This window comes from Kribbella turkmenica, assembly GCF_004348725.1.
GTDB lineage: Bacteria > Actinomycetota > Actinomycetes > Propionibacteriales > Kribbellaceae > Kribbella > Kribbella turkmenica.
Map to the genome: position 1 here is coordinate 1 of NZ_SMKR01000084.1, position 19,343 is coordinate 19,343.

24 protein-coding genes are annotated in these 19,343 nt (G+C 69.9%); 16 read left to right on the top strand and 8 right to left on the bottom strand.

Translation table 11 applies throughout. The annotated features are described in order from the left end of the window. From E1218_RS19650 to E1218_RS19680, 7 genes are all read left to right on the top strand, one after another. Positions 1 to 964, top strand: a 964-nt coding sequence (locus tag E1218_RS19650) for an ABC transporter substrate-binding protein (RefSeq protein ID WP_165949339.1), incomplete at its 5' end; no start/stop codon positions are given. 27 nt (positions 965 to 991) lie between these two features. Continuing rightward, a complete protein-coding gene (locus tag E1218_RS19655) occupies positions 992 to 1,951 on the top strand; it encodes a carbohydrate ABC transporter permease (RefSeq protein ID WP_132322221.1) in 960 nt (319 codons plus the stop codon). Beyond that, positions 1,948 to 2,775: a carbohydrate ABC transporter permease gene (locus tag E1218_RS19660; RefSeq protein WP_132322223.1), complete on the top strand. Its 828-nt coding sequence runs from the start codon at positions 1,948 to 1,950 to the stop codon at positions 2,773 to 2,775. The genes E1218_RS19655 and E1218_RS19660 overlap by 4 nt, the downstream gene beginning before the upstream one ends. Positions 2,776 to 2,804: 29 nt before the next feature. Continuing rightward, on the top strand, positions 2,805 to 4,244 hold the full coding sequence (locus E1218_RS19665; RefSeq protein WP_132322225.1) for a sulfatase-like hydrolase/transferase: 1,440 nt from the start codon (positions 2,805 to 2,807) through the stop codon (positions 4,242 to 4,244). A 105-nt stretch (positions 4,245 to 4,349) separates the two neighbouring features. Next, entirely contained in the window at positions 4,350 to 4,556 is a 207-nt protein-coding gene (locus E1218_RS19670) for a DUF3072 domain-containing protein (RefSeq protein WP_132322227.1), read from the top strand. A gap of 132 nt (positions 4,557 to 4,688) precedes the next feature. After that, entirely contained in the window at positions 4,689 to 4,877 is a 189-nt protein-coding gene (locus E1218_RS19675) for a hypothetical protein (protein WP_132322229.1), read from the top strand. 21 nt (positions 4,878 to 4,898) lie between these two features. Continuing rightward, on the top strand, positions 4,899 to 6,245 hold the full coding sequence (locus tag E1218_RS19680) for an MFS transporter (RefSeq protein ID WP_132322231.1): 1,347 nt from the start codon (positions 4,899 to 4,901) through the stop codon (positions 6,243 to 6,245). Here the strand turns inward: E1218_RS19680 and E1218_RS19685 are convergent. The 4 genes from E1218_RS19685 to E1218_RS19705 form a co-directional block, all read right to left on the bottom strand. Continuing rightward, complete coding sequence (locus E1218_RS19685; protein WP_165949340.1) at positions 6,242 to 7,438, bottom strand: MFS transporter; 1,197 nt, start codon at positions 7,436 to 7,438, stop codon at positions 6,242 to 6,244. The two genes, E1218_RS19680 and E1218_RS19685, sit on opposite strands and share 4 nt — an antisense overlap. A gap of 10 nt (positions 7,439 to 7,448) precedes the next feature. Further along, on the bottom strand, positions 7,449 to 7,937 hold the full coding sequence (locus E1218_RS19695; RefSeq protein ID WP_132322237.1) for an SRPBCC family protein: 489 nt from the start codon (positions 7,935 to 7,937) through the stop codon (positions 7,449 to 7,451). Then, complete coding sequence (locus tag E1218_RS19700) at positions 7,924 to 8,184, bottom strand: hypothetical protein (protein ID WP_132322239.1); 261 nt, start codon at positions 8,182 to 8,184, stop codon at positions 7,924 to 7,926. Before E1218_RS19700 ends, E1218_RS19695 begins: the two co-directional genes overlap by 14 nt. Positions 8,185 to 8,251: 67 nt before the next feature. Further along, complete coding sequence (locus E1218_RS19705; RefSeq protein ID WP_132322241.1) at positions 8,252 to 9,028, bottom strand: Fpg/Nei family DNA glycosylase; 777 nt, start codon at positions 9,026 to 9,028, stop codon at positions 8,252 to 8,254. A 106-nt stretch (positions 9,029 to 9,134) separates the two neighbouring features. Here E1218_RS19705 and E1218_RS19710 point away from each other — a divergent pair, with 106 nt between their 5' ends. The 4 genes from E1218_RS19710 to E1218_RS19725 are packed head-to-tail and all read left to right on the top strand — an operon-like array spanning position 9,135 to position 11,087. Beyond that, a complete protein-coding gene (locus E1218_RS19710) occupies positions 9,135 to 10,091 on the top strand; it encodes a TIGR03557 family F420-dependent LLM class oxidoreductase (RefSeq protein WP_132322243.1) in 957 nt (318 codons plus the stop codon). A gap of 17 nt (positions 10,092 to 10,108) precedes the next feature. Then, a complete protein-coding gene (locus E1218_RS19715; RefSeq protein WP_132322245.1) occupies positions 10,109 to 10,525 on the top strand; it encodes a CBS domain-containing protein in 417 nt (138 codons plus the stop codon). A gap of 11 nt (positions 10,526 to 10,536) precedes the next feature. Continuing rightward, positions 10,537 to 10,764, top strand: a complete 228-nt coding sequence (locus E1218_RS19720; protein WP_132322247.1) for a hypervirulence associated TUDOR domain-containing protein — start codon at positions 10,537 to 10,539, stop codon at positions 10,762 to 10,764. Beyond that, positions 10,761 to 11,087 (top strand): DUF3140 domain-containing protein, encoded by a 327-nt coding sequence (locus tag E1218_RS19725; RefSeq protein WP_132322249.1) that lies wholly within the window; start codon positions 10,761 to 10,763, stop codon positions 11,085 to 11,087. Before E1218_RS19720 ends, E1218_RS19725 begins: the two co-directional genes overlap by 4 nt. A gap of 19 nt (positions 11,088 to 11,106) precedes the next feature. On the opposite strand, the gene E1218_RS19730 is transcribed toward E1218_RS19725, so the two are convergent. Together E1218_RS19730 and rox are read right to left on the bottom strand one after the other, a co-directional pair. Then, positions 11,107 to 11,985, bottom strand: coding sequence for an SDR family oxidoreductase (locus tag E1218_RS19730; protein WP_132322251.1), 879 nt, complete (start codon positions 11,983 to 11,985; stop codon positions 11,107 to 11,109). Positions 11,986 to 12,520: 535 nt separating this feature from the next. Then, entirely contained in the window at positions 12,521 to 13,945 is a 1,425-nt protein-coding gene (gene rox, locus E1218_RS19735) for a rifampin monooxygenase (RefSeq protein ID WP_132322253.1), read from the bottom strand. A 246-nt stretch (positions 13,946 to 14,191) separates the two neighbouring features. Between rox and E1218_RS19740 the strand changes: the two genes are divergently transcribed. Next, positions 14,192 to 14,608: a hypothetical protein gene (locus tag E1218_RS19740; protein WP_132322255.1), complete on the top strand. Its 417-nt coding sequence runs from the start codon at positions 14,192 to 14,194 to the stop codon at positions 14,606 to 14,608. Here E1218_RS19740 and E1218_RS19745 read toward each other — a convergent pair. Together E1218_RS19745 and E1218_RS19750 are read right to left on the bottom strand one after the other, a co-directional pair. Beyond that, entirely contained in the window at positions 14,598 to 16,127 is a 1,530-nt protein-coding gene (locus E1218_RS19745; RefSeq protein ID WP_132322257.1) for a SulP family inorganic anion transporter, read from the bottom strand. The genes E1218_RS19740 and E1218_RS19745 overlap by 11 nt on opposite strands. A 156-nt stretch (positions 16,128 to 16,283) precedes the next feature. Further along, complete coding sequence (locus E1218_RS19750; protein WP_132322259.1) at positions 16,284 to 16,781, bottom strand: cupin domain-containing protein; 498 nt, start codon at positions 16,779 to 16,781, stop codon at positions 16,284 to 16,286. A gap of 105 nt (positions 16,782 to 16,886) precedes the next feature. Here E1218_RS19750 and E1218_RS37345 point away from each other — a divergent pair, with 105 nt between their 5' ends. From E1218_RS37345 to E1218_RS19770, 4 genes are all read left to right on the top strand, one after another. Continuing rightward, positions 16,887 to 17,021, top strand: a complete 135-nt coding sequence (locus tag E1218_RS37345; RefSeq protein WP_233712333.1) for a hypothetical protein — start codon at positions 16,887 to 16,889, stop codon at positions 17,019 to 17,021. Positions 17,022 to 17,130: 109 nt separating this feature from the next. Continuing rightward, the gene (locus E1218_RS19760) at positions 17,131 to 17,565 is read left to right on the top strand and encodes an NAD(P)-binding domain-containing protein (protein WP_202866101.1); all 435 of its coding nucleotides are present in this window, start codon (positions 17,131 to 17,133) and stop codon (positions 17,563 to 17,565) included. A gap of 140 nt (positions 17,566 to 17,705) precedes the next feature. Then, positions 17,706 to 18,779 carry a molybdopterin-dependent oxidoreductase gene (locus tag E1218_RS19765; protein ID WP_233712334.1) on the top strand — a complete coding sequence of 358 codons (1,074 nt, stop codon included), beginning with the start codon at positions 17,706 to 17,708 and terminating at the stop codon, positions 18,777 to 18,779. Positions 18,780 to 18,894: 115 nt separating this feature from the next. Then, the gene (locus E1218_RS19770) at positions 18,895 to 19,341 is read left to right on the top strand and encodes a hypothetical protein (protein WP_132322263.1); all 447 of its coding nucleotides are present in this window, start codon (positions 18,895 to 18,897) and stop codon (positions 19,339 to 19,341) included. The last annotated feature ends 2 nt before the right edge of the window (positions 19,342 to 19,343 follow it).

A 19,343-nucleotide genomic window follows, 5' to 3' on the forward strand; every position in this document is an offset into this window, starting at 1 on the left:
GCTGAAGACGGCCGGCGTCGACCCGGCGACCTCCCCGGCCACCTGGGACGACTTCCGGGCGACCGCGCGCACGCTGACCGAGAAGACCCCCGACGACGTCTTCGGGCTGGTTGTGCCCGGCAAGGAAGCCGCCTATCTCAATGCACTCGTCAACCGGCTCGCCATGACGGCCGGGGCGGCCGGCGGCGTCGACTGGAAGACGGGGGAGTACGCCTACGGCTCGCAGCCCTATCTGGACGCGCTCGAGTACCTGCTGTCGCTCAAGGCCGACAAGGTGATCCATCCCGCGTCGCCGTCGATGGGGCCGCGGGACGCCCGCGCGCGCTGGGCGGCCGGCCAGGCGGCCGTCTACCCGTGGGGACCGTGGTTCATCGGCGGCCTGAACGTCGAGGAGCCGGAAGCGATCCAGCGCGGGGTCGGGGTCTGGCGCGTGCCGACCCCGGAGAGCACACGCAACCTCGTCTACAGCTCGCCGGCGTCCGGACCGTTCTGGGTGTCCAGTGCCTCGAAGAACGCCGAGACCGCGGCCGACCTGATGCTCCGGCTGGCGACCGAGGAGGTACAGACCAAACTGGCCTCGACGATGGACGTTCCGCCGGTGCTGCTCGACCGGGTCCGCGGTTCCAAGGCGCATCCGACGTACCAGCAGAACGTCGCGTTCATGGAGACCGACGTCCGGATCGCGCCGGTGCCCGAGGTCGGGACGCCGGGCGTGGCCAAGGTGCTGGCCGCCATGCGCGACGTCCACCCGAACGTCGGCGAGATCGCCCAGTCGGTGCTCAGCGGGTCGGACGTCGACCACAAGAGTGCCTTGAGCAACTACGCGGCCAAGGTGACCGCCGAGCGCGAACGCGCGCTGGCGGCGGTCAGGAAGGGCGGCGCCGAGGTGGACGTCGACGCCTGGGTGTTCGGCAACTGGGACCCGAAGCAGGACTACACGCAGACGTCGTACGCCGGTCGCTGACCGGGCCGGCGGCCGCGAAGGAGCGCGATGACAACCCTGCTCGACAAGGAGGCGGCGCCGCCGCGCGATGTCCCGGCGCGCGGCGGCGGCCGGTCCCGTGGCCGCCGGAATTGGTGGATCTACCTGTTCCTGCTGCCGACCGTGATCGGCTACGGCGCCTACACGGTGTACCCGCTGATCGCGTCCTGGTGGTACGCGCTGCTCGACTGGCCCGGGTTCGCCCGGACCGGGACGTTCGTCGGGCTGGAGAACTTCCGGCGGCTGTTCGAGGACGACCTGTTCTGGAACGCCTTCCGCAACTCGCTGGTGTTCCTGGTCGTCGCTGTCCCACTCCGGGTCGGGCTGGCGCTGGCGCTCGCGCTCGTGCTGAACTCCCGGCGGACGCCGTTCCGCGGCTTCTTCCGCACGTTGTTCTTCCTGCCGGTGGTCACCACCGGCGCGATCGTCGGCATCGTGTTCACGCTGCTGCTGGACGCGAGCGGGCCGATCAGCCTCGGCCTGGTGAAGTCCGGGCTGCTCGACAGCCCGGCCAACTTCGCCGCGAACGCCGGTACCTCGTTGTACGCCGGGATCGCGGTCTGGGTCTGGAAGTGGCTCGGCATCACGCTGATCTACTGGCTGGCGGCACTGCAGACCATCCCGCAGGACATCCACGAGGCGGCGCTGGTGGACGGCGCCGGCGCCTGGCGCGAGTTCCGGCACGTCACGCTGCCGCTGATGGTGCCGTTCCTGGTCATCATCACGCTGATCGACACCGTTGCCGCCCTCAACGTCTTCGACCTGATGCAGACGCTGACCGCGGGCGGCCCGTCCTTCTCCTCCGAGGTGATCGAGATCTACATCTTCCGGACCGCCTTCCAGGCCACGGTTCCCGAGCTGGGCTACGCGTCCGCGGCGGCCGTGCTGTTCGGCGTACTCACGATCGCGCTCGCCGTCGGGCAGGCCGTCGGGGTCCGCTGGGCCCGCGGCCGGATGGGCACCTCATGACGCGGCGCCGTCGCAGCTGGCTGACCGGAATCGTGCTCGCGGTCGTGGCCGCGGTGTGGGTCTACCCGTTCGTGTGGCTGGTCTCGGCCTCGCTGAAGTCGTCGAGCGAGGTGTTCGGCAAAGGGCTGGACCTGGTCCCCGCCGACCTGCGCTGGGAGAACTACGCCCGCGCCTGGACCGACGTCGGCTTCGCGTCATACATGATCAACACCGTCGTGATCACGCTCGGGACGGTCTTCCTGGTGATCGTCCGCAGCGCGCTCGCCGGCTACGTGCTGGGCCGGCACGACTTCGCCGGCAAGAAGGCGCTGATCGGGATCTTCCTGCTGACGTTCTTCATCCCCGAGGGCTACACGATCATCCCGATCACCCAGCTGACCGACCAGCTCCACCTGCTCAACACCCACGTGGGCGTGATCCTCGGCCTCGGCGCCGGCGGGCACGTGGCGGCGACCCTGCTGTACGCCGGGTACTTCCGCAAACTGCCGAAGGAGCTGGAGGAGTGTGCCGAGCTGGACGGCGCCGGGCCGATCACGATCTTCTTCCGGGTCATGCTGCCGCTCGCGTGGCCGATCACCGCGACCGTGTTCATCCTGACCTTCCTGTTCGCCTGGAACGTCTACCTGCTGCCGCTGGTCTTCACCCTGAGCGACCCGGACCTGCGGACCCTCGCCGTCGGCATGACGGTGTTCGTCGGTGAGCAGAGCACCGACTGGTCCGGGCTGGCCGCGGCCGCCGTGATCTCCTTGGTGCCGGCGGTGGCCGTCTTCGCCGTACTGCAGCGGCGGTTCGTCGACAGCATCGCCGGAGCCGTCAAGCAGTGACCGCCGGACCGATCGAGCAGGGGAGTCGCATGGAACGGCCGAACGTCCTGGTGCTGTGCACGGATCAGCAGCGGTTCGACGCCTTGGGTGCGGCGGGCAACCCGCACATCCAGACGCCGCACCTGGACCGGCTGGCCGCGCAGGGAGCGAGATTCACCAACTGCTACGTCCAGGCGCCCGTCTGCGGACCGTCGCGGGCGAGCCTGATGACGAGCCGCTACCTGCACAACCACGGGCTGTGGGCCAACGGCGTCGACATCTCGCCGGACGAACGACTGTTCACCCGCGACCTCGCCGACGCGGGCTACGACTGCGGCCTGGTGGGGAAGCTCCACCTCGGCGCGGCCGCCGGCGGACGAATCGAGCCGCGGATCGACGACGGCTTCCGCGTCTTCCGCTGGGCCCACGATCCGTACCTGCCCTGCGAGCAGAACCACTACCACCGCTGGCTCGAGAAAAACTTCCCCGGTGTGCTGGAGCCGGCACTGGCGAAGGGCCACGACGCCTTCGACCGGATGCCCACCGAGTCGCACTACAGCCGCTGGATCGGCGACGAGACCATCGCCTACCTGCGCGACGCCGCCCGTGCCGATACGCCGTTCTTCTTCGTCGCCAACTTCTTCGATCCGCACCACGGGTTCGGGGCACCGGCGGAGTATCGCGAGCGCTACGACGCGGACAGCCTGCCGCCGCCCGTCGGCAGTGCCGAGGAGCTCGCGGGCAAACCGCCGATCTACACCGAGGCGTCGATCAAGTCGTACGCCGGCGGCAGTCCGGGCTTCCGCGACTACACGGCCGCCGAGATCCAGGAGATCAAGGCGCAGTACTACGCGATGGTCACCCTCGTCGACGACGAGGTCGGCCGCATCCTGGCGGCCCTGGACGAGGAGGGGCTGGCCGGCAACACGGTGGTGATCTTCACCAGCGACCACGGCGAACTCCTCGGCGACCACCAGATGCTGCTCAAGGGCCCGATGATGTTCGACTGCTCGGTCCGGGTCCCGTTGATCGTGCGCTGGCCGGGGCAGGTGGCCGGCGGCGTGGTTCTCGACGAGCTGGTCGAGTGGATCGACCTCGCGCCGACGATCCTCGCCGCGGCCGGCGTCGACGGACTGGAACGGGCCCAGGGCCGCTCACTGCTTCCGCTGCTCACCGGTCGCTTCGCGGACTGGGTACGGCGTGACTGGGTGCTCAGCGAGTACCGGAACAGCGGATCGCCGTACGACCCGCCGGTTCACACCACGATGCTGCGGCACGGGCGGCACAAGGTCGTTGTCCATCACGGTGATCCGGCGTCCACCCGTGCCAGGGACGGCGAGCTGTACGACCTCGAGGCCGATCCCGATGAGCTCGTGAACGTCTGGCACGATCCCGATCACGCCGACCTCCGGATCACCCTGCAGGAGCGGCTGCTCGACGTACTCGTGGCGACCGAGGACCGGTCGGCTGCCCGCGTCGCGCAGTTCTAGGATCAACCCGCGCGAACGACCGGCTGCGTGCCGGGTGAGCCGCGATTAGAACTTGCCGGGGCGGGTACCGGCTGAATTCGATCGTGTGTTCGAATGGAGGCCATGATGGACGTGCAGCCGGTGCCGGAGCGGAACCCGGAGAAGGACCCGGAGCAGTGGACCACCGGGGACGAACCGATGACGGGTCCGCAGCAGTCGTACCTGAGCACGCTCGCGCAGGAAGCGGGTGTCGACGTCCCGGACGACCTCAGCAAGGAGGAGGCGTCGCAGCTGATCGACGAGCTCCAGTCGCGTACCGGACGCGGGACCTGAGCGGAGTCCGTAATCCGGTTGATGTGCAGACGGGTCTAGTGCGGTACGCCGCGGCGGTGGCAAACTGCGACGTGGCCGGTCTGTTGAGCAGTCAGCAGCCGAATGCGGCATTCGGGCTGACTGGGAGGACCGATGACCATCGGTGGCGTCGACACCTACTACGACTACGACGAGAAGCAGTGGAAGAGCCGGAGACTCGGCGGGGGTCCGATCCGCCAGGGTCCCGTCTGTCCGACCCCCTCGGAACAGCCGGGTGCTGAGCCGGTGGCGCGTGTGCGGACCAGCCGGCCGAAGAAGACCGCGGACCGCGTCAAGGCGTAGCGCCGGGGCACCGGGCGGCGCATGAGGCTCTCCGAGTGGCGCCCGGCGTTGATCCTGCTGTGCGCTGCGGACGTTCTCGTCACGCTCGACGGCACGATCGTCACGGTCGCGCTGCCGGCGATCGAGCGTGACCTGGGCACCGCTCAGGCCGACCTCCAGTGGGTGGTCACCGCGTACACGTTGACGCTCGGTGCGTTCCTGCTCGTCGGCGGGCGAGCCGGCGACCTGTTCGGCCGGCGCCGGATCCTCGTCGTCGGACTGGTCGTCTTCGCCTTGGCGTCGGGTGTGGCCGGTCTTGCGCACACGACCGCGTTGCTGTTGTCGGCCCGGGCCGTTCAGGGGCTGGGTGCGGCGCTGGCTGTGCCGGCCGCGCTGGCTCTGCTGACGGCGACGTACCGGCGGGAGCGGCAGCGTCAGCGCGCGCTCGGCTACCTGTCGGCGGCGATGGACCTCGGCATGGTGGCGGGTCTGGTCCTCGGTGGGGTGCTGACCGCGACCGTCGGTTGGCCGTGGTGCTTCTTCATCGTCGTCCCGGTCGGCCTGCTGGCGGCGGCGCTCGCGCCGACCACTCTGCAGGAGAGCCGGGACGACGACGCACCGCGGCTGGACGTACTGGGGGCGATCCTGGTCGCGACGGGGTTCGGCACGCTGGCGCTCGGGATCTCCCGCGCCGAGCAGCTCGGGGTCGCCGTCGTTCCGGTGATCGCCGCGGCGGTCGCTCTGCTGGGCGGCTTCGTCGTTCTCGAGCGTCGCACGCCTGCGCCGATGCTCAGGCCGGCGATCTTCCGCCACCGCGCGCTGACCGGGTCGAATCTGGCGCTCATCGCCAACGCGGGCGGTTTCGGCGGCATGATGTTCCTCGCGACGCTCTACCTGCAACAGGTCCTCGGGTTCTCCGCTCTGGAGACCGGGCTGGCGTTCGTACCGCTCGCGTTGTCGGCCTGTGCCGGCGGTCTCGCCGCGCCGCGGATCGTTGCGGCTGCCGGGCCACGGCGGGCGGCGGCGCTGAGCATGGTCACGTCAGCGGCGGCCTTCGTGCTGCTGTCGCGCACTCCGGAGGTCGACGGGTACCTGACCCACCTCTTGCCGGCCTTCACGATCGCCGGCTTCAGCTTCGCCGCCGCCTTCGTGCCGCTGACCTCGCACGGCATGTCCGGCGTCCGTGACGGCGAGAGGGGCCTTGCCTCCGGCCTCCTCCAGACCTCGACCCACCTCGGTGGCGCGATCGTGCTCACCGCTCTGGCCACCACGGCCACCAGCGCCGCCGCCTTCACCGCGGGCTCCTCCACCGCCTTCCTCATCGGCGCCACCCTCCTGACCCTCGGCGCCCTCACCGCCATCCGCACCCTCCCACGCACCGACGGCTAGCGCGTGGTGCGTCGCCGGTCGACGGTCGTGCCGAGGGCGGCGAGGACTACGACGGCGGCAGCAGCCAGGGGAAGGCCTCGGGGCCCGAGGGAGGTGAGGACGCCCGCCAGCGCCGAGCCGGCGGAGGCCGCGGCGATCTTCAGGGAAGCCATCGTGACGAAGACCTGGGTCCGAGCGGCCGGTGGCGCGTACTCCGATCTGGCGGCGAAGGTGGCCGTTCCGAACGGCGCGTTGGCGAAACCGACGAAGGCGAACGCAAGGAGTGCCAGCGGGTAGTTGGTCGGCAGTGCACAGAGCGCGGTGGCGATGCCGACGAGAGCGACGTACCGGGTCGTGAGCCGGTCGGGCTCACCACGGAGCGGGAACAGGGTCAGCAGGACGGCGCCGGCGAGGCTGCCCACGCCGAGGAAAGCCATCATCGTCGCGCCGCCGGTCGCGCGTCCGGTCAGGTGGACGGCGAGGATGACGGCGACCACCGGCAGGCTGCCGTTGCTGATGGCGGTGAACATCGTGGCGTAATTGACCCGACGAAGCGGTCCGTTCCGGATCAGCATGGTCAGCACCGACCGGACCGAGGCAGCGACCTTCGGATTGCCGTCGTCGGCGGTGCTCGGCGGGAGGGTGAGGGCGAGGAACGCGGCGAGGACTGCCGCCGCGCCGAGGACGGCGAGGGCGGTGAGCGGGTTGGTCGCCGCGGCCAACGCGGCGACGCCAGCTGGTCCGCAGATGGCGGCGGTGCTGTAACTGAGCACGTCCAGACCTTCACCGCGACGACGGGCGCGTTGGTCCGGCCCGGTCAGGTCGGCGACCCGGCTGCTGATCCCGCCCGTCAGGACTGGGCCGCAGGTGCCGGCCACCACGGTCATGAGTACGACGAAGGGGAGCGGCACGCGGCCGAGCAGGAACGCGGCCGCGGCCAGCGCGCAGCCGAACAGCATGAACGCGGCGAACAGATACCGCCGACTGTCACGGGCTTGATCCAGCCGCTTCGCCACGACCGGACCCAGAAGGTGTGGGGCGGTCAGGCCGGCGGCGAGAAGTCCACCGACGGCCTCGGGATGCCTGAGCTCCGAATGGTCGACCGCGAGCAGAACCAGACCGACTGCGGCTCCACTGTCCGCCGCGCGTGCGAGGCTCGCCGCAACGAAGTATCGGGGCAGGGCTGCCCGGCGCAGCCAGTGGCGGGGTGACACGGCGGCTGGGTCAGGCTTGGGGGGTGTCGCCTGGGGTCGGCGGTGTGTTCTCGATGGTGGACTTGATCGTTTCGAGGGCGTGGTGGAGGTGGTGGTCGATCTCCTGGTCGGGGGCCTGGGTGGTGTGCAGGCGGACGGTGAGGCGGGAGGTGCCGTCGGCCACGAAATCGACGTCGAGCTCGCCGTGGTAGCCGTTGTCGCCGGGTGCGCCCCAGCGCAGGCTGCGGTTCTCCTCGACGACGTCGATCCACGCCTCGCTGTGAACCGGCTGTTCGGACGGTTCCGCGGCCGGGTCCACCGCGGTCACCTCGACCTTTTGGTGCACGGGCTGCTGCGGCCGGCGCGCTTCCATTCCCTGCGCCTCCGCGGGCCGCGGTCCCGTCGGGTATACGCCGGTCAGCCAGGGCAGGTACTCCGGCAGCCGCTCGACGTCGGCCAGGTAGTCGAAGAGGATGTTCGGCGCGACGTCCACCGTGGTCGAAGCCTCATGGTCCGCCATGCGACTCACCCTCCTCGGTCTTGGCTTCCGACCGAGCCTCCGCGCCGGACTGCCCGACCTCGGGCTCGTCGCCCGCGACCCGTCCGACGAACTCGTCGCTCTCGCCGGTACCGGTGGTCGCCGGCGTCCCTCCGTGCGGGTCGCCGCCCGCGGTTCGTGTCATCGCCGTGGAGGTGTCCGCCGGCGCGTCGCGCTCGTTGAGCTCGTGCGACAGGCGCCAGCGTTTGATGCGCTCCCAGATCGACATGCTGTGCTCCAACCGTTGCCGGCTCCGAACCTGGTCCCGGTGCCCTCGGCCACCACGGCGAAACCGGCTATTCCGGTTGGCAGCGCGGGCACCACGCCGTACCCCGGCCACCCACGCGGCCGTGGTTGAGCGTGGTCCCGCAGCGGGGGCAGGATCCCGGCTTCTCGTCGCGGCGACCGGTCAGCCAGGTCGTCCGGGGTGGCACCCGTCCTTGCGAGACGGCCTGCCGCAGGACGTTCCGCATCCGGGTGTGCAGGCGGGCGAAGTCGTCGGTGTCGAGGTCGGCACAGGAACGGCGCGGGTGGATGTAGGCCCGCCACAGAATCTCGTCGGCCAGGAGGTTGCCGAGGCCCGCGACGACGGCCTGGTCCACGAGCGCCGGCTTCACCTGCCGGCGCAGCCCGGCGAGCTGGTCGCGAAGCCCGGCCCGCGACAGCTCGGCCGCGTCCGGACCGAGTCCGGCGACCACCCGCCGGACGTCGTCCGCACCGTTGGCCAGCCGGAGACCGTGGAGCTTGCGCATGTCGCGGTAGGCCAGCTCCCCGTTGCTGAAGGTGAACACGACGCGGTCGTGCCGGTGCCGGTCGCATGCCCAGTGCAACGCGCCGGTCATCCCGAAATGCAGGAGTACGGCGCTGTCCGATCCAGCGACCGGGACGACGAGGTGCTTCCCGTGCCGCCAGGGTTGCCCGAACCTCCGGCCGACCAGCACCTGCTGGAGCGTGCCGACGCCGACGCCCCGGAGTACGCCGGGGTCGAGGACGTCGACGCGACGAATCTTCCGCCCGACTGCATGGTCCGACAGCACCCGGCGGAATCCTTCCACATCCGGCAGTTCCGGCACCTTCCCGGCGTACCCGGATCGGGTCGTCCCGACACGCGCGGAGCGGGTTTGGCGGCGGTGGGCCGTGGCTACCGGCGGGCCGTCGACGGAACTGGAGGATCGCCGGATGGACCTGGGATTCACGCTGATCGCCGAGGCCTACGACCCGGCCGAGATCGTCGAGCAGGCGGTCCGGGCGGAGGAGGCTGGCTTCGACTTCGTCGAGGTGAGTGACCACTTCCACCCCTGGGTGAGCGAGCACGAGCACTCCGGGTTCGCGTTCTCGATGCTGGCCGCGATCGCCGCCCGGACCTCCTCGATCAGGCTGGCGACGGGCGTCACCTGTCCCTTCATCCGCTACCACCCGGCGATCGTCGCCCAGGCAGCCGCGACGACCGCGATCCTGTCGGGCGGGCGCTTCACGCTCGGGGTCGGTGCCGGTGAGCGGCTCAACGAGCACGTGGTCGGCGCCGGCTGGCCCGCGGTGACCACGCGGCACGAGATGCTGCGTGAGGCGCTGGAGATCATCCGGCTGCTGTGGAGCGGCGGTTACCACTCGTACGACGGCAAGCACCTGCGACTGGAGGACGCCAGGGTCTTCGACCTCCCGGACAAGGCACCCGAGATCGCCGTGGCCGCGGGCGGGGAGTCCGCCGCCGAGCTCGCCGCGGAGCTCGGGGACGCGTTGTTCGCCACCGAGCCGAAGGCCGAGCTGATCTCGGCGTACGAGAAGGCAGGGGGACGCGGACCGAAGTACGCCGAGGTGCCGTTGGCCTGGGCGCCGTCGGAGGACGAGGGTGCCGAGTCCGCGCGACGGCTGTTCCGGTTCGGCGTGACCGGCTGGAAGGTGCAGGCCGAGCTGCCCAACCCGGTGAACTTCGACGCCGCGACCGCGCTCGTGACCGCGGACCACCTGCGCGAGCAGTTCGGCTGCGGACCGGACGTCGGGCGGCACCTGGAGGTTGCCCGGCAGTACATGGACGCGGGCTACGACCGGCTCGCGCTGATCAACGACGGACCCGACGTGGACGGCTTCTTCGACTTCTTCACCAAGGAGCTCCAACCCGAGCTGCGCACGATGTGAAAGGAAAGGTGTTCGAGATGACAACCGCACGCGACCTGATGACGGCCGGCGCCGAGTGCGTCGGCGAGAACGAGACGCTGGTGGAGGCCGCCCGGAAGATGCGGGACCTCGACGTCGGCGCGCTGCCGATCTGCGGCGAGGACAACCGGCTCAAGGGCATGCTGACCGACCGCGACATCGTGGTGAAGTGCATCGCCGAGGGCGGCGACCCGGCCTCGGCGATCGCGGGCCAGTTCGGTCAGGGCAAACCGGTCACCATCGGTGCCGACGACAGTGTCGAGGAGGCGCTGAAGACGATGAGCGAGCACCAGGTACGGCGGCTGCCGGTGATCGACGGTCACGACCTCGTCGGCATGCTGGCGATGGCCGACGTCGCCCGGAGCCTGGGGAAGTCCGAGACCGGCGACGTCATCCAGGACATCTCACAACCTTGACGGAGGACCGGATGAGCCGGCAGGAGTTTCGCAAGGGCGACGTGGTCGAGTGGGACAGCCACGGCGGGACGGCGCACGGCACGGTGGAACGCAAGATCACCGAGCGCACCGAGGCCGGCGGCCGGACGGTCGACGCCTCCCCGGACGAGCCGCAGTACCTCGTGCGCAGTGACAAGTCCGGCGGTACGGCGGTGCACAAGCCGTCCGCGCTGCGCCGCGCCTCGGGGAAGTCGTCATGACCGACCAGGACGACACCTACCAGGAGTTCCGGGACGTCGTGAACATGACGCCGACGGAGCTGGAGAGCTGGCTGGACACCGACGAGTCGCGCGAGGTCGGGCAGAAGAGCTCAGGGGGCGAGTCGGTGGGTCACCGCAGTGGGCAGCGGATCATCGAGTTGCTCAACACGCGGAAGGGCGACCTGAGCGACGACGACTACGCCCACATGCGCAAGGTGGTCGGCTACGTACACCGCCACACCGCGCAGCGTCCCTCCGGAGACGTCACCGACACCCCGTGGCGGTACTCGCTGATGAACTGGGGTCACGACCCGACCAAGTAGCCGACCGGGCCGGTCACGCTCACGGCAGTGGCCGGCCGCCGGTGGCCCCGATGCGCTCACCCGTGATGTACGTCGAGTCGTCGGAGGCGAGGAAGACGTAGGCCGGGGCCAGTTCGGCCGGTTGGCCGGCACGACCCAGCGGCGTGTCCGCACCGAACTCGCCGACCTTCTCGGCCGGCATCGTGGCCGGGATCAGCGGCGTCCAGATCGGGCCCGGCGCGACCGAGTTCACCCGGATTCCCTTGGGTGCGAGCTCCTGTGCGAGTCCCTTGGTGAAATTCAGGATGGCCGCCTTGGTGGTCGCGTAGTCGAGCAGGTTCGGCGACGGCTCGTACGCCTGGATCGATGTCGTGTTGATGATCGCCGACCCCTCGGACAGATGCGGCAGCGCGGCTTTGCAGAGCCAGAACATCGCGTAGACGTTGGTCTTCATGACCCGGTCGAACTGCTCGGTGGAGATGTCCGCGATCCCCTTGCGGGACATCTGGTAGGCAGCGTTGTTGACCAGGATGTCGAGGCCGCCGAGCTCCTCGACGCACCGCTCGACCAGACGCCGGCAGTGCTGCTCCTCCTGGATGTCGCCGGCCATGGGCACGGCCTTCCGCCCGGCGTCCGTGACCAGGCGGCAGGTCTCCCGGGCGTCGTCCTCCTCGGCCTCGAGGTAGGAGATCATCACGTCGGCGCCCTCGCGCGCGAACGCGAGCGAGACCGCGCGGCCGATGCCGGAGTCCCCGCCGGTGATCAGGGCCCGGCGCCCGGTCAGCTTGCCGCTGCCGCGGTAGGTGCCCTCGCCGTAGTCGGGCTCGGGCTCCATCGCGTCGCTGTGACCGGGATGTTCCTGCTGATCGGGCTCCTGCTGCTCCGGGCCGACGTACCGCGTCCGTGGATCTGTGCTCATGACTGCCTTCCCGTTGTCTGCGGCAGAGGTGGTGACAGTTCGTGCCCGCCTCGGGTACCCGCCGCGAAGCGCTCGAAACGGGTCGTTCAAACAGGTATGTAACACCCCGCCCCGGTGGGCGATGTAGAGCATGTGGGGGAGGGTCAGTAGGCCGTCGTGCCGGCGGCGCGATCCGGGTCGTGGGGGCTCGAGTAGGGTCGCGCCGCTGTGCGGCGAGCTGGCCCGCCTGGCGGTTCTGGACAGGTTCATGGACCGGTGGGGGCAGGAGCACGCCTCGTGGGGTGAGGGTCGCGCAGGCCCAGCGCTTCCGGTCTCACTGTCCAGTTTGTGGGGTAACCGCCAGGCGAACACTTCCACAGTAACGCGATCGAGACCGATCCGTGCAGAAATCCACCGTCCCTCCCTCGCAGCGCTTCAGGAGGGACAGTGATCAGATGTGGGCGACGAGAGGCCGTGCGTGACGGAGTCCGGTCGTCGCGGTGACCTGGTGCGCCGGCGGTCGCCGGGGCCCGTCGGGTGGACGAGCGGATGGGCGTCAAGCGGGTGTGCCGAACCAGATGCCTAGCTTGGTCAGCAGCTCGTCCTGCTCCTCGCCGGCCCAGGCCACGTGACCATCCGGACGCAGGAGTACGCCGGAGACGTCCAGCTCCTCGTCGACGTCGACGACGTGGTCGACCCTGTCCTGCCAGCCCGTGACCGACAGCCGGCCGGTCCGGTCGACGAGCAGTCCGCGGCCGGTGTGCAGCTTCTCGTAGAGCCGTCCGCTCTTGAGTTGCACGTCTCGCATCCGCCGGCCGAGCAGCTGATGGCCTTCGCCGAGGTCGTAACGGATGCCCAGCCCGGTGATCTTCTCGATCAGGTAGGTGTGTACCTCTGGCAGGTCCATCAACTCGGACACCAGTCGCCGCGCGGCCTGTGGCCCGGGCTCGACGGACATCAGTTCGCTCTGGGCGCGGGTGTTGTCCAGGACCTCGGCGGCCACCGGGTGCCGTTCGGTGTGGTAGCTGTCCAGCAGCCCCTCCGGCGCCCAGCCGCCGACCTCGGCGGCCAGCTTCCAGCCGAGGTTGAACGCGTCCTGGATGCCGAGGTTCAGGCCTTGCCCGCCGAGAGGCGGGTGGACGTGCGCCGCGTCACCGGCCAGCAGCACCCGGCCGTCCCGGTAGCGCTCGGCCAGCCGGGTGGCGTCGCCGAAACGCGACAGCCACCGGGGTGAGTGCACACCGAAGTCGGTGCCGGCGACCGCCTGCAACTGCTGCCTCAATTCGTCCATGCTGGGCGGCACCGTGCGATCTTCGGCCACCGTCGCAGCGGGTACGACGACGCGGTACAGCCCGTCGCCGGACGGCCCGACGCCGAACCGCAGATCGGTTGTGCGGACCTCGGTGACGACGGCCACCACGTCGTCCAGCGGAGCGGTCAGCTCCATCTCGCCCAGCAGCCACTGTGTCTGCGGCGGCTCGCCGGGGAAGCCGATACCGAGCAGCTTGCGCACCGTACTGCGGCCGCCGTCGCAGCCCACGAGGAAGCGCGACCGCTCGCGGGTCCCGTCGGCCAGTTCGGCGGTCACCCCGTCGTCGTCCTGGCTCAGGCCGACGACTTCGCGTCCGCGCCTGATCTCGGCGCCGAGCTCGGTGGCCCGTTCGGTCAGCAGCCGTTCGACGATCGGCTGCTGGATGCCGAGCGTGAACGGATAGTCGGTGCCGAGCCGGACCGGCTGCGGTTTCACGATACCGGCGAAATGGTTGCCGACCGGGAACTGCCGGCCGAGAGCCAGGAACCGGTCGAGCAGGCCGCGTTGGTCGATCACCTCCACGCTGCGCGCGTGCAGACCGAGCGCGCGCACCTCCTTGGTCGGCTCCGCCTGCCGTTCCAGCACGAGCACGTGCACACCGTGCAGTCGCAGTTCACTCGCCAGCATCATGCCGGTCGGTCCACCGCCGGCAACGATCACGTCGAACATGAAACCCCCGGGTCGAGTCGCTCGTCCGGCCGGTCGCTTTACGGCACCGCCAATCCCTGGCCTGTCCGTGGTTTCCGGCCACGGCCGAGGATTCTCCCGTACGATCCGGGCCTTGCGGCAAGTCCCCCCGTGCGCTATACGTTGGATGTGGCAAGGAGTTCCGACTCCTTGCCACCTTCGTTCCCCCAGTGAACGAGCGCCCTCCGGAACCGACGGCGGACCACCGCGTCCGGGGGAGGACATCCGATGCAACGACTGCATTCTCTGGTCGACGAGATCGACGATGCCGACAGCACGGCCGAGCGCGATGCCCGGGTCCGCGAGTTCGTCGAGACCGTGAGTTCCGCGAACGACGCCGTACTCGAGCTGTGGCTGGACGCCGAGGAGCAGGAGATCACCGCACTGGCCGCCCAGGCGCCCGCGGCCCGGCACGGTCAACTGGCGCCCGCTGCCGCGCTGCTTCGAGTTCAGGCGGTGACGAAGGCGCTCGGTCTGGCCGCGAACTCGGTACAGAAGGGTGTGCGGAAGGTCCGGAATCTGCTCAACAAGTGGATCGGCCGGATGCAGACCTGGCTTGTCGGGACGGTCAAGCAGAGCACCGGAGCCACGGCGGTCAGCCTCGAGGTCGAGCTCGGGCCCGTCAGCATCGGTCTCAGCTGGTAGGTGTGAGGGTGCCGCTGATGCGGGCTCGGCGTTCGGCGCTGGCGGGGTTGAGGCCGACGATCTCGACGGTCGTGCCGTAGCGCTCGTACTTGGTGCTGATGGCGTCCAGGGTGACGACGGTGGAGGCGTCCCAGATGTGGGAGCCGGACAGGTCGATGACGACCGTCGCCGGGTCGTTGCGGTAGTCGAACTGGTTGACCAGGTCGTTGCTGGAGGCAAAGAACAGTTCGCCGGTGACGGCGTACACCTTGGTGTCGTCGTCCGGGTGAGCGACCTCGTCGACCGTGGTGAAGTGCGCGACCCGGCGGGCGAACAGCACCATCGCGACCAGGACCCCGACCACGACGCCGATGGCCAGGTTGTGGGTGAGGACGACGACCACGACGGTGGACAGCATCACCAAGGTCTCGCTGCGCGGCATCCGCCGCAGGGTCCGGGGCCGGATGCTGTGCCAGTCCAGGGTGCCGACCGACACCATGATCATCACCGCGACCAGCGCGGCCATCGGGATCGCGCCGACCAGGTCGCCGAGGCCGACCACGAGGATCAACAGGAACACCCCGGCCAGGAACGTCGAGATCCGGGTCCGCGCGCCGGACGCCTTCACGTTGATCATCGTCTGGCCGATCATCGCGCAGCCGCCCATGCCGCCGAACAGCCCGGTGATCATGTTGGCCGCGCCCTGACCCCAGGCCTCGCGGGTCTTGTGGGACGGAGTGTCGGTGACGTCGTCGACGAGTTTGGCGGTCATCAGGGACTCGAGGAGCCCGACGATCGCCATCCCCAGCGCGTACGGGCCGATGATGCGCAGCGTCTCGAGACTCAGCGGGACGTCCGGCCAGAACAGTGAGGGCAGGCTGTCCGGCAGTTCGCCCTCGTCGCCGACCGTCGGCACGGAGATCGCGCTCGGGACGACGACCGCGGTCACCAGCAGGATCGCGATCAGCGGAGCGGGTACGACCCGGGTGTACCGCGGCAGGAGGACCATCACCACCAGGCCGCCCGCGACCAGCGGGTAGACCGGCCACGGTACGTCGATCAGGTGCGGCAACTGTGCCATGAAGATGAGGATCGCCAGCGAGTTGACGAAGCCGACCATCACCGAGCGCGGGATGAACCGCATCAGCCGGGCGACGCCGAGCACCCCCAGCACCACCTGCAGGATGCCGGCCAGCAGGACCGTGGCGATCAGGTAGTCGAAGCCGTGGTCCCGCATGACCGGTGCGATCACGAGTGCGACCGCACCGGTGGCCGCGGAGATCATCGCCGGCCGCCCGCCGAGGAACGCGATCGAGACCGCCATCGTGAACGACGCGAACAGCCCGACCCGCGGGTCCACGCCGGCGATGATCGAGAAGCTGATCGCCTCCGGGATCAGCGCCAGACCGACCACCAGGCCGGCCAGCACCTCGGTCCGCAGCCGGCGCGGCGAGCGGAGTGCGGACCGGACGGAGACGATGTCGGCGTCGGTCGTGGTGGGGGATCCGGGCGTGGCTGACTCAGGCGTCAGCGAGGTCATGCGGACTCCAGGCAGGGACAGGCGGCAGCCTCGGTCAGGCAACGCGGCGCGTCGTTGCACCGGGCGGACAGCACGAGAGCCGCGTCAGGAAGGGCGGCGGCGGTGAGGAGCACCAGATCGCCTCACGACCGCTCACTCTACCCGGACCCCGCGGGGTCACCGTGCCAACGGCCCGAGGATGGAGATGCCGTGGCCGGCGGCTGTCCTGGTGAGGGCGGCGAGATCCGGCGGTGCGGCGGGTTCGGGCGGAAGGGTGCGGGCGAGGGCGGGCCGGCCGACTTCGGCGGCGAAGTCTTCGAAGCCGGCCGGCATGTGCAGGCTGAGGAAGCGCGCGGTGGGGGAGGTGACCTGGTAGGCGTGCGGGACCCGCCGTGGCAGGACGGCCGCGGTGCCCGGGCCCGCGGTGTGCTCGTCGTCGCCGACGACGACGCGCAGTTCGCCGTCCAGGACGATGAAGGTCTCGTCCTCACCGTCGTGGACGTGGATCGGGCTGGCGTTGCCGCGACGGGCGAGGTTGTCGGTCACGGAGAACGCGCCGCCTGTCTGCTCGCCGCTGATGCGTACCTGAGCCAGCACCCCCAGGAACCAGAGGGCGGTCTGAGTGTCCTGGCTCGAGATCGCGGCGCGGCTGATGGGCGTGATGCGGTCGGTCATGGTTGCACTCCTTCCTGGGGAGCTTCCAGCCAAGCGTGCTGTACGCAGCCTGTCCAAGGCTTATCGGCGTCAAGCCGGGAGCTCGGCGCCGGTGGCCTCCGCGAGGTGTCGGTCATTCCCCGGGGACGCGCGCTCGGCGTCACCCTGTCCACGCCGGAGACGGACCGCTACGGGTACGACGACGACTACCTGCGCGGCCGGATCATCGGGGCACTCGGCGGGATGGCGGCCGTGGCGTAGGCGTCGGCCCGGTCTCCCGTGATCCCGGCCGACGGTGACCCGCAGGCGGTTGCGTCGACTCGCTGCTGGAATGAACCGGCGTCCGTCGTGTTGACGTGTCAACTGAAACGTGCACAATCGACCTGCCAACCCGTCGTCCAGCGAGCTCGTGCAGGACTTCCTGCCTGGCTCACGGGTGGTGAAGACGTTCAACCACATGGGGTACCACGATCTCGAGGACGGCGCCCGCCCGGCCGGCGCACCTGACCGCAAGGCGATCGCCGTCGCGGGCGAGACCGATGACGCCATGGCGGTCGCTGCGGTCGTCGACGCGCTCGGCTTCGACCCGGTTCTGGCAGGTCCGCTGGCCGCGGGCGTGCGGTTCGGTCCGGACACCGAACTGTTCGGCGCGAACGTCGCCGCCGACGAGCTCCGCGCGATGCTCGCCCGTTGCCCGGACACCCCGCGCGGCCAACTGATCGCGCAAGCACGGTCGACCGCTGGCGAGACAAACGGAATCGACTCGGGGTGGGTGAAGGCGTCCTGGAGGGGCGGAGGTCGGTAGCGCCGGTCTGAGCCGGATGTTCGCGGGCGGTAAGGGGTTCGAGGGGTTCTTGGGGGTGGTTGGCGCGGTGTGATGGGAGCATGAAGCCGACAGTCCCTTCCGTGGGAGCGTTCTCGTCTCCTTTGCATCACCCGCGGGTGATGATCGTGCTCGGACGTTGGCTCGGGGTTGCGGTGGTGGTGTGCTTCCTCACCGGGCTGTTCAGTCACTTCCAGCAGTCGGCGCCCGGCTGGGTCTACCTGCCGAGCAGGCCGGCGTCGCTGTACCGGGTGACGCAAGGGCTGCACGTGCTGAGTGGGATCGTCGCGGTGCCGCTGCTGCTGGCCAAGCTGTGGACCGTGTATCCGAAGCTGTTCGCCAAGCCGCCCTGGCCGCCCAGCCGGCAGGCCGTGGCGATGGTTCTCGAGCGGCTCTCGATCCTGGTGCTGGTGTCGGCACTGGCCCTCGAACTGTTCCTCGGCTTCCTCAACACCCTGCAGTGGTACCCGTGGCCGTTCCCGTTCCGGCAGACGCACTACGCCCTCGCCTGGATCATCGTCGGCGCACTCCTGGTCCACCTGGCCGTCAAGCTGCCGCTGATCGTCGCGCATTGGCGCAGGACGCCGCCACCTGTGCCGGAAACGGGCGGTCTGAGCAGGCGTGGCCTCTTCCGGACCGTCGCGGGGGCCGGAGCGCTGGTCGGGATCGCGTCGGTCGGGCAGTCGGTGCCTGCGCTCGGGCCGGTCGCCGTACTGGCGCCACGCACACCGGGGATCGGGCCGCAGGGACTGCCGGTGAACCGGACGGCCGGGGACGCCGGCGTCGGTATGGTCGGTGCAGACTGGCGATTCACGATCAGTGGCCCTGAGCGACTGACGTTCACGCTGGACGAGTTGCGGGCGCTGCCGCAGAGCCGGTCCGACCTGCCGATCGCGTGTGTCGAAGGCTGGAGCCAGGGTGCTCGCTGGGAGGGCGTCCGCATCCGCGACCTGCTGGCGTTGTGCGGTGCACCGGATGCGTCCCGGGTCCGCGTCGTCTCGATGGAGAACGACGGTTTCTACGCGACCAGCGAGCTGCCGCCGCAGTTCGCCGCCGATCCGCTCACCCTGCTCGCGCTCCGGCTCAACGGCACCGACCTGGACCTCGACCACGGCTTCCCCGCCCGCATCATCGCCCCCAATCGGCCCGGTGTCCTGCAAACCAAGTGGGTCGACCACCTCGAGGTGCTCTCATGACAGTACTGATGCCATGCCTCCGGCGCGGCGGGTCGTGGGGCCGTGACTCCCGGCCTTCCCTCGTCGCTCCAGTCGCTTCGCTCCCTGCGCTCCTCAGTCCAGGCCGGGAGGCCCCATGACCAGGGCACGTACGGCGTTGGCCGCCTGCGGGATCGTGGTCGGCCTGTGGGGGCTGTGGTTGTTGCTGGGGAACCTGAGCGCGGACCAGTTGATCCGGCTGCCGCTCTGGCTGGGCGGCGCCGTGGTGGTGGACGACTTCTTCCTGGTGCCACTGACGATCGGGGCCGGCTGGCTGCTGACCCGCCGGCTGACCGGCCACACGAGGGCGATCGTGCGCACGATGCTGTTGTACGTCGGCATCACCACCCTGATCGCGACCCCGCTGCTGCTCCGCCAGGGCAAGGGGATCAACCCGACCGTCCTGCCCCGTGACTACCTCCGCGACTGGTTGGTGCTCGAGGCCACGATCGTGCTGGCGGGCGTGCTCGCACTGGTCGTCCAGCGGTTACGGCGTGCTGACGGATCGGCCGGGTCGCGGCTGCGCACAGCTCGGCGCTTCTAGGG

Excerpts from the sequence above, each read along its gene's own strand:
- E1218_RS19710 (WP_132322243.1), top strand. The coding sequence starts at position 9,135 with ATGGACCTGGGATTCACGCTGATCGCCGAGGCCTACGACCCGGCCGAG.
- E1218_RS19770 (WP_132322263.1), top strand. The coding sequence starts at position 18,895 with ATGACCAGGGCACGTACGGCGTTGGCCGCCTGCGGGATCGTGGTCGGC.
- E1218_RS19655 (WP_132322221.1), top strand. The coding sequence starts at position 992 with ATGACAACCCTGCTCGACAAGGAGGCGGCGCCGCCGCGCGATGTCCCG.
- E1218_RS19670 (WP_132322227.1), top strand. The coding sequence starts at position 4,350 with ATGGACGTGCAGCCGGTGCCGGAGCGGAACCCGGAGAAGGACCCGGAG.
- E1218_RS19740 (WP_132322255.1), top strand. The coding sequence starts at position 14,192 with ATGCAACGACTGCATTCTCTGGTCGACGAGATCGACGATGCCGACAGC.
- E1218_RS19660 (WP_132322223.1), top strand. The coding sequence starts at position 1,948 with ATGACGCGGCGCCGTCGCAGCTGGCTGACCGGAATCGTGCTCGCGGTC.
- rox (WP_132322253.1), bottom strand. The coding sequence starts at position 13,945 with ATGTTCGACGTGATCGTTGCCGGCGGTGGACCGACCGGCATGATGCTG.
- E1218_RS19745 (WP_132322257.1), bottom strand. The coding sequence starts at position 16,127 with ATGACCTCGCTGACGCCTGAGTCAGCCACGCCCGGATCCCCCACCACG.
- E1218_RS19675 (WP_132322229.1), top strand. The coding sequence starts at position 4,689 with ATGACCATCGGTGGCGTCGACACCTACTACGACTACGACGAGAAGCAG.
- E1218_RS19680 (WP_132322231.1), top strand. The coding sequence starts at position 4,899 with ATGAGGCTCTCCGAGTGGCGCCCGGCGTTGATCCTGCTGTGCGCTGCG.
- E1218_RS19750 (WP_132322259.1), bottom strand. The coding sequence starts at position 16,781 with ATGACCGACCGCATCACGCCCATCAGCCGCGCCGCGATCTCGAGCCAG.
- E1218_RS19715 (WP_132322245.1), top strand. The coding sequence starts at position 10,109 with ATGACAACCGCACGCGACCTGATGACGGCCGGCGCCGAGTGCGTCGGC.
- E1218_RS19765 (WP_233712334.1), top strand. The coding sequence starts at position 17,706 with ATGATCGTGCTCGGACGTTGGCTCGGGGTTGCGGTGGTGGTGTGCTTC.
- E1218_RS19700 (WP_132322239.1), bottom strand. The coding sequence starts at position 8,184 with ATGTCGATCTGGGAGCGCATCAAACGCTGGCGCCTGTCGCACGAGCTC.
- E1218_RS19730 (WP_132322251.1), bottom strand. The coding sequence starts at position 11,985 with ATGAGCACAGATCCACGGACGCGGTACGTCGGCCCGGAGCAGCAGGAG.
- E1218_RS19725 (WP_132322249.1), top strand. The coding sequence starts at position 10,761 with ATGACCGACCAGGACGACACCTACCAGGAGTTCCGGGACGTCGTGAAC.
- E1218_RS19665 (WP_132322225.1), top strand. The coding sequence starts at position 2,805 with ATGGAACGGCCGAACGTCCTGGTGCTGTGCACGGATCAGCAGCGGTTC.
- E1218_RS19695 (WP_132322237.1), bottom strand. The coding sequence starts at position 7,937 with ATGGCGGACCATGAGGCTTCGACCACGGTGGACGTCGCGCCGAACATC.
- E1218_RS19720 (WP_132322247.1), top strand. The coding sequence starts at position 10,537 with ATGAGCCGGCAGGAGTTTCGCAAGGGCGACGTGGTCGAGTGGGACAGC.